Below are 6501 nucleotides of genomic sequence, written 5' to 3' on the forward strand. Positions count from 1 at the left end.
AAGCCATATATGGGTAATACACTTCAATCACACAAACCTCAAGCACCACAACACAAGACACGCCGCTCAACTACGAAGACCGGAAACTCCCGCTAGCTGCCTCAGGATCCTCGGCCAGCGCGGCGGCCTGCCCGGTGTTGGCGTTGCGAAGCACCCGATTCCGCACTCCGTAGAGCAGATCGGGCACTTCCGGACAACCGGTCCCGAGGACGTCGACGCGGCCGTCACCGCCGCCCCGCACGCTTTCGATCGTTGCCGGTGGCCCCGCCGAACGGATGGCCGCGATCTACTCCGAACGGGGCGAAGAGACGTGGTCTCCGCACGCCTTCCGCGGGCTGGGCCGGGCGGCGGGTGCGGTGTCGATGATGCACCGGGCGCGCGCGATCATCCCTGGCCGGAACGCCGCCAGGGCATGCTGGGCGGGATGCATCTCCACAGGACTCCGGCCGGGGGGAGTTCCAGCCCGTCAGGTTCGCCGTCGCGGACGCCTCGGTCGCGGTACGCGGACTCGAGGAACTCGCGAAATACACGGTGTCCCGCGCCGAAAATCAGGGGCCCCCGGCGCGTTCGGCCGACGCACTTGTCCTGCGACTCAAGGCCGCCGACACCGCGCGGCAGGTGTTGCGCACCGCGCATCAGCTGCTCGGCGCGTTGGGTTTCTGCGACGAGTCCGACATCAGCGTGCTCGACCGGCACACCCAGCCGCTGACCCGGCTGCCGCTGGACGTCGAGGCGCTGGCGCTTCGACTGATCCCCGACGTTCGCGACGGCCACCTCGAGACCCTGTTCACCGGGGCGTTATCGGCATGAGTACCGACCAGGTCGCGGCTCGGGCGCCCGAGAACCCGCTGGCGGATGGCATACCCTTCGGCGTCAGGCTGGCGCAGCTTGCCGAACAACGGACCGATGACATGGCCGTGACGGTTGTCGCGGTGGACGGCACCGAGCAGTCGCTGACCTTCGGTGCGCTCGACGCCCGCGCCAATCAGTGGGGCCGCGCCCTTGCCGCCGCAGGTGCGGAGACGGGCTCCTTTGTTGTACTGGCGATCCCGAACTCCTTGCATTTGGCGCTGGCCGCCATGGGCTGCTGGCAGATCGGTGCGGTCCCCATCCCCATGCACTGGGATCTGCCCGAATGGGAACGAGACCGGGTGCGCGCCGCGATCGAGCCTGCCGTGGTCGTCGACGACGCAAGCAGGTGGGTGCTCGAGGCGCAAGCGGCGGGCGAGTCCGAAAGTCCCCTGCCCACCGCCGTTTCCCCCACCGCCAACGGAATCTGCAGTAGCGGTTCTACCGGAGTGCCCAAGGTGATCCTCAACCTGGCGCCGTCACTGTGGATGCCCCAGCACGGCGAGCCGTTCCTGTCGCACTGGACGCCGGTGGCCCAGCCGCAGACGATCATGGTTCCCGTGCCGATGTATCACACCAACGGCTTTGCGACCTTTTCGATGCTGCTGGCCGGTGATCATCTGGTGATCCTGGAACGGTTCGACGCCGCATTGGCCGTCGGCGTGATCGAACGTTTCCGGGTCAGCAACTTCACGGCCACGCCCGCGATGCTGGCCCGCATCGCGGCGCTGCCCGACGTCGGCCAACGAGACTTCTCCAGCATCGTGTTCGTCCTACAAGGCGCCGCCGTGATGCCCCCGTCGCTGATGCACACGTGGTTTGAGTTGCTGAGCCCGGAGCGGTTCGTGACGGCCTACGGCATGACCGAGAACCTCGGGCTCACGGCGCTGCGCGGCGACGAATGGCTGGCCCATCCGGGCAGCGTCGGCCGGGGCTTCCGGGACACCGAAATCCGGATCGTGGACCCCGGCGGCGAAACACTCGGCCCCGGCGAACACGGCGACGTGTACCTGCGCGCCCCGATGAGTGCGGGCTACCGTTACCTGGGTGGGGCGGCGCCGCTGCCGTCGACCCAGGACGGCTTCCGCTGCGCCGGCGACATCGGATACCTCGACGAGGACGGCTACCTCTACATCGTCGACCGCCGCGTCGACATGATCATCACCGGCGGCGCCAATGTCTTTCCCGCGGAAGACCGGCCGCGGTCCCAGGCATGGCAGCGATGGTCTGACGCTCCCATTGGCGACGGCCTTGTCGGCGGCGCGGGTCGCGAGGTCGGCGACCAAGGCTTGCAGCGCCAGGTTGTCGATCGCGCGCAGATAGTCCCGGCCGGTCTGATCTGATGGATCAGGGCGGAGGCGCCGAAGAACAGGATGTCGTCAAGCCCGGCCCGCTCGAGGCGATGACGCAGATAACCGCTGGTCGCGGGTCGGCCACGGGTGACATCGTGTACGACAGCGCGATGTTTCGGTCGCGGGCCGCCGCCGCAGTGTGCGTTGACCGGCGAGCCGGCGGGCGAATGAACGGGATCGGGTCCAGATACTGCGCACTACGACGGCGGGATCGGGCAGGCACCGAGTGCGTCTCGCGCGGAGTTCGGGCGAGTCAAGGCCGTAGAGCTTTGAAACAACCCGCACACCCGTTAGGCTGCCCGGGGCCCCGCAACCACAATCCCGTGTCCACTACGCGAGGCAAGGCCCACCTCCCGCTGCTACGGACGGCAATGTCGAGTCAGTTAACCGATCTGGATATGCTTCGCGAGCTGGAGCCGATCGCCGAAACCAATCTCAATCGACACTTGTCGGTCGCGTCCGAGTGGCATCCACATGATTATGTGCCCTGGGATTGTGCCCGTAATTTCGCCAGGATGGGCGGCGCGGATTGGGCGCCGGAGCAGTCTCAGCTCAGCCCGGTCGCGAAGGCGGCAATGATCACCAACCTCCTCACCGAGGACAACCTGCCGTCGTATCACCGCCAGGCGGCAAAGTATTTCTCCCTTGATGGCGCCTGGGGGGCATGGGTCGGCCGTTGGACAGCCGAGGAGAATAGGCATTCCATCGTGATCCGTGACTATCTCGTTGTCACTCGTGGCGTTGACCCGGTGGCGCTGGAGCGGGCGCGCGTGGAGCATGTGACGAAGGGGTTCGGAGCCACCGCCGAGGAGGAGGAGCGACACAAGACCGACTTTCTGCTGTCGGTCGCCTATGTCACGTTCCAAGAACTTGCTACTCGCATCAGTCACCGCAATACCGGCAAGGTGTGCAACGACCCGATCGCTGACCGGATGCTGCAGCGCGTGGCCGCCGACGAGAATCTGCACATGATTTTCTATCGGAACATGTGCAGCGCGGCGCTTGATCTCGCACCCGATCAGGCCCTGCACGCGATTTCCGACGTCGTGGAGAACTTTCGGATGCCCGGCCAGAACATGCCCGATTTCCGCCGCAACGGCGTGCTGATGGCCAAACACGGCATCTATGACCCACGCCAGCACCTCGATGAAGTCCTGACACCGAACCTACGCAAATTGCGGATTTTCGAACGTGACGACCTCACGCCCCGGGGCGAAGAACGCCGCGACCAACTCGCCGTCTACCTGGAAGACCTTCAACGCCAAGTGATCAAGTTCGAGGAACAGCGCGACCGCCTGCTTGCCCGCCAGACTGCAGGGAGTAAAGTCCGAGCCGTTTGACGGTCGCGCAGTGAGCAGCCACATCGCATACGCATCCCCACCGGTCCCCGAGTGGCGGCCCGTGGCGGTGCGGATTTTTTTCCGTCGACGCTCCCGGCCCTCCGCGGACTCGACAACAACCCCGACATAACAACCCCGACATCCGCACGGAATTCGACGGGATCACCGAACCGCGCGCCCAGGCGATCGCCAAACTCGCCGGCGACCACGGCCGTTGCAGATGAGCCGGCTCGACACGCAGGAGCCGGCCGAGGTCGCCCACGATGCCGCCCCACCCGACCACGACGACCCGCCACTGAGGTGAGCGGGTACGCGCGCCGCGCGCGGTAACCTCATTCTCGAAGCGCAGGCAATTCGGAGGGGAAGGGGACCAGGAAGCACATGACCGCGCCCGGCGATGAAACCGATGAAACCGAAGTGACACGTGGCGACCGATTCATCGGGACGGCCGTGGCGATACTGGGCGAAACGGGACGCACAGACTTCACCGTGCAGGAGGTCGTCACCCGCTCGAAAACCTCACTGCGGGCTTTCTACCAGCATTTCCGCAGCAAAGACGAGTTGCTGCTCGCGCTGTTCGAGCGAACCATCGCGCAATCGGTGCTGTCGTGGCGTGCCGAAACCGCCGCACTGGACGGTGCCGCCGCCCTCAATCTCGTCCTCGACCGCATCAGCCAGCAACCGGAGTCGACCACCCAGGACAGCCTCAACCGGGCGCTGACCCTCTACAACCAGCATCTGGCCGAGACATGCCCGCGCGAATACGCCCGGGTGCTGTCCCCCTTGCATCAGCTGATCAGCGACATCGTGGGCCAGGGCATCACCGAGGGAGTGTTCAGCCCGGAACTCGATGTCGGGTCGGCGGCCGCGATCGTGATGCAGACCGTGATGGGCGCGCGGCGGCTGCATTGGCTGGGCACCGAATTGACCGGAACACCGGTCGACGCGGGCCAGCTGTATGACTTCTGCAGCCGCGCTCTGGGCATCCGGAACGCCGACGACGAGCCTGCCGCGCCCTCCCTGCGAAACTTGTTCGCTCAGGTCGGCATGCGGCCGGGCACCCGCGACGGCGAGTTCGCGATGAGGATGCCCGTCAGCCCCCAGGTGGTCAACACCTCCGGGGCCCTGCAAGGGGGTCTGATCGCCACGCTGGTGGACGTGGCGGGCGGGCAGTTCGGCCTGGACCATCTGCGGCCGGGCACCACGATGACCACCGCCGACCTGTTCGTCCGCTATCTGCGGCCGATCCGCAGCGGCTCGGCCGTGGCGGTGCCGCGCATGTTGCGGACCGGCCGGCGGGCGATGGTCATGCAGGTCGACATCTACGGCGACGGCCACGACGAGGGAGACGAGCTCGCCGCGACGGCGACCGTGAACTTCGCGATCGTCCACGGGGCGACACCGACGGCGGGCCTGGGGGCCGAGTAGCAGCCGATACACCCGATTCCGCAAAAGTGGTAACGTCATTACCGCACAATGAGAATCCTGACGTCGAGGAGATCGCCATGCCGTCTCGCGAGCTTCCCTTCCCCGTGTTCGACGCGGACAACCACCTGTACGAGCCGCAGGAGGCGCTGACCAAGTTCCTCCCGGAGAAGCGCAAGAACGTCATCGACTACGTGCAGGTTCGCGGTCGCACCAAGATCGTGGTGCGCGGCCACATCAGCGACTACATCCCCAACCCGACGTTCGAGGTGGTCGCGCGCCCCGGAGCCCAGGAGGAATACTTTCGCAACGGCAGCGGCGGCAAGAGCTACCGCGAGATCCTGGGCGAGCCCATGAAGGCCATTCCCGCCTTCCGCGAGCCGGCCGCGCGTCTGGAAGTGATGGACGAGCTCGGCCTCGACTTCGCCCTGATGTTCCCGACGCTGGCCAGCCTGGTCGAGGAGCGGATGAAGGACGACCCGCAGATGACCCACGACGTCATCCACGCGCTCAACCAGTGGATGTACGAGCAGTGGTCGTTCAACTACCGCGACCGCATCTTCGCGACCCCGGTGATCACGCTGCCGATCGTCGAACGCGCACTCGAGGAACTGCAGTGGTGCCTGGAGCGCGGCGCGCGCACCGTCCTGGTCCGCCCGGCGCCGGTGCCCGGCTACCGGGGCAGCCGCTCGTTCGGACTCGAGGAGTTCGACCCGTTCTGGCAGGCCTGCGTGCGCGCCGAGATCCCCGTCTCGATGCATGCCTCGGACAGCGGCTACTCGGAGCTGCTCAACATCTGGGAGCCCGGCGACGAATTCCTGCCGTTCAAGCCGACCGCGTTCCGCAGCCTGGCCATGGGCCACCGGCCCATCGAGGACGCGTTCGGTGCGCTGATCTGCCACGGCGCGCTGTCCCGCAATCCCGACCTGCGGATCCTGTCGATCGAGAACGGTGCCGGCTGGGTCCCACACCTTTTCAAGGGACTCACGAGCGTCTACAAGAAGATGCCGCAGGCATTCAGCGAGGACCCGATCGAGAGCTTCAAACGGTGCGTGTACGTCAGCCCGTTCTGGGAGGACCGCTTCGCCGAGATCGTCGACATGGTGGGCACCGACCGGGTGGTCTTCGGATCCGACTGGCCCCACCCCGAGGGCCTGAAGGACCCGCTCTCCTTCGTTGACGAGCTCAAGGAATTCAGCCGGGAGGACGTCGAGAAGATCATGGGCGGCAACATGATGAAGCTGATGAAGGTCTCCGCGCCCGCCTCGAAGAAGCCCGCCTCGAAGAAGACGGTCTCAGCCTGACCACCGGGTCACAACCTATCCGCGGTGGGCAACAGATCCACGCACGTACACAACCCACGTCAACACGGCGAAGCCGATGTAGCACACCAAGAAAATCCACAGGGCCGGCGTCTCGGTGTGCGTCGTGAGGTAGGACTGAACCGCCCCGAGTTTCGTGCACACTTGGTTACTGGTGTGCCTCCGTCTCTGCGGTTGCACGTTCAGCGTAGTGGGCCGCCTCGTATTCGACCG

Annotated in this window: 4 protein-coding genes and 2 pseudogenes; 5 read left to right on the top strand and 1 reads right to left on the bottom strand. The window is 66.0% G+C overall.

Annotated elements, in window-relative coordinates:
- Positions 1–70: 70 nt before the first annotated feature.
- Positions 71–241: a hypothetical protein gene (locus ACOJVU_RS08225; RefSeq protein WP_421529322.1), complete on the bottom strand. Its 171-nt coding sequence runs from the start codon at positions 239–241 to the stop codon at positions 71–73.
- 212 nt (positions 242–453) lie between these two features.
- On the opposite strand from ACOJVU_RS08225, the pseudogene ACOJVU_RS08230 reads away from it, so the two are divergent.
- The 5 genes and pseudogenes from ACOJVU_RS08230 to ACOJVU_RS08250 all read left to right on the top strand — a co-directional run.
- Positions 454–810, top strand: a pseudogene (locus tag ACOJVU_RS08230) (acyl-CoA dehydrogenase family protein); the annotation flags it as partial.
- A pseudogene (locus ACOJVU_RS08235) lies at positions 807–2042 on the top strand (class I adenylate-forming enzyme family protein); the annotation flags it as partial. The pseudogenes ACOJVU_RS08230 and ACOJVU_RS08235, both read left to right, overlap by 4 nt.
- Before the next feature lie 530 nt (positions 2043–2572).
- Positions 2573–3541 carry an acyl-ACP desaturase gene (locus ACOJVU_RS08240; RefSeq protein WP_421529323.1) on the top strand — a complete coding sequence of 323 codons (969 nt, stop codon included), beginning with the start codon at positions 2573–2575 and terminating at the stop codon, positions 3539–3541.
- A gap of 381 nt (positions 3542–3922) precedes the next feature.
- Positions 3923–4969 (top strand): hotdog fold thioesterase, encoded by a 1047-nt coding sequence (locus ACOJVU_RS08245; RefSeq protein WP_421529324.1) that lies wholly within the window; start codon positions 3923–3925, stop codon positions 4967–4969.
- Between the two features lie 77 nt (positions 4970–5046).
- Positions 5047–6270: an amidohydrolase family protein gene (locus ACOJVU_RS08250; RefSeq protein WP_421529325.1), complete on the top strand. Its 1224-nt coding sequence runs from the start codon at positions 5047–5049 to the stop codon at positions 6268–6270.
- Positions 6271–6501 lie beyond the last annotated feature (231 nt).

The sequence above is a fragment of the Mycobacterium sp. THU-M104 genome (assembly GCF_049197365.1).
GTDB lineage: Bacteria > Actinomycetota > Actinomycetes > Mycobacteriales > Mycobacteriaceae > Mycobacterium.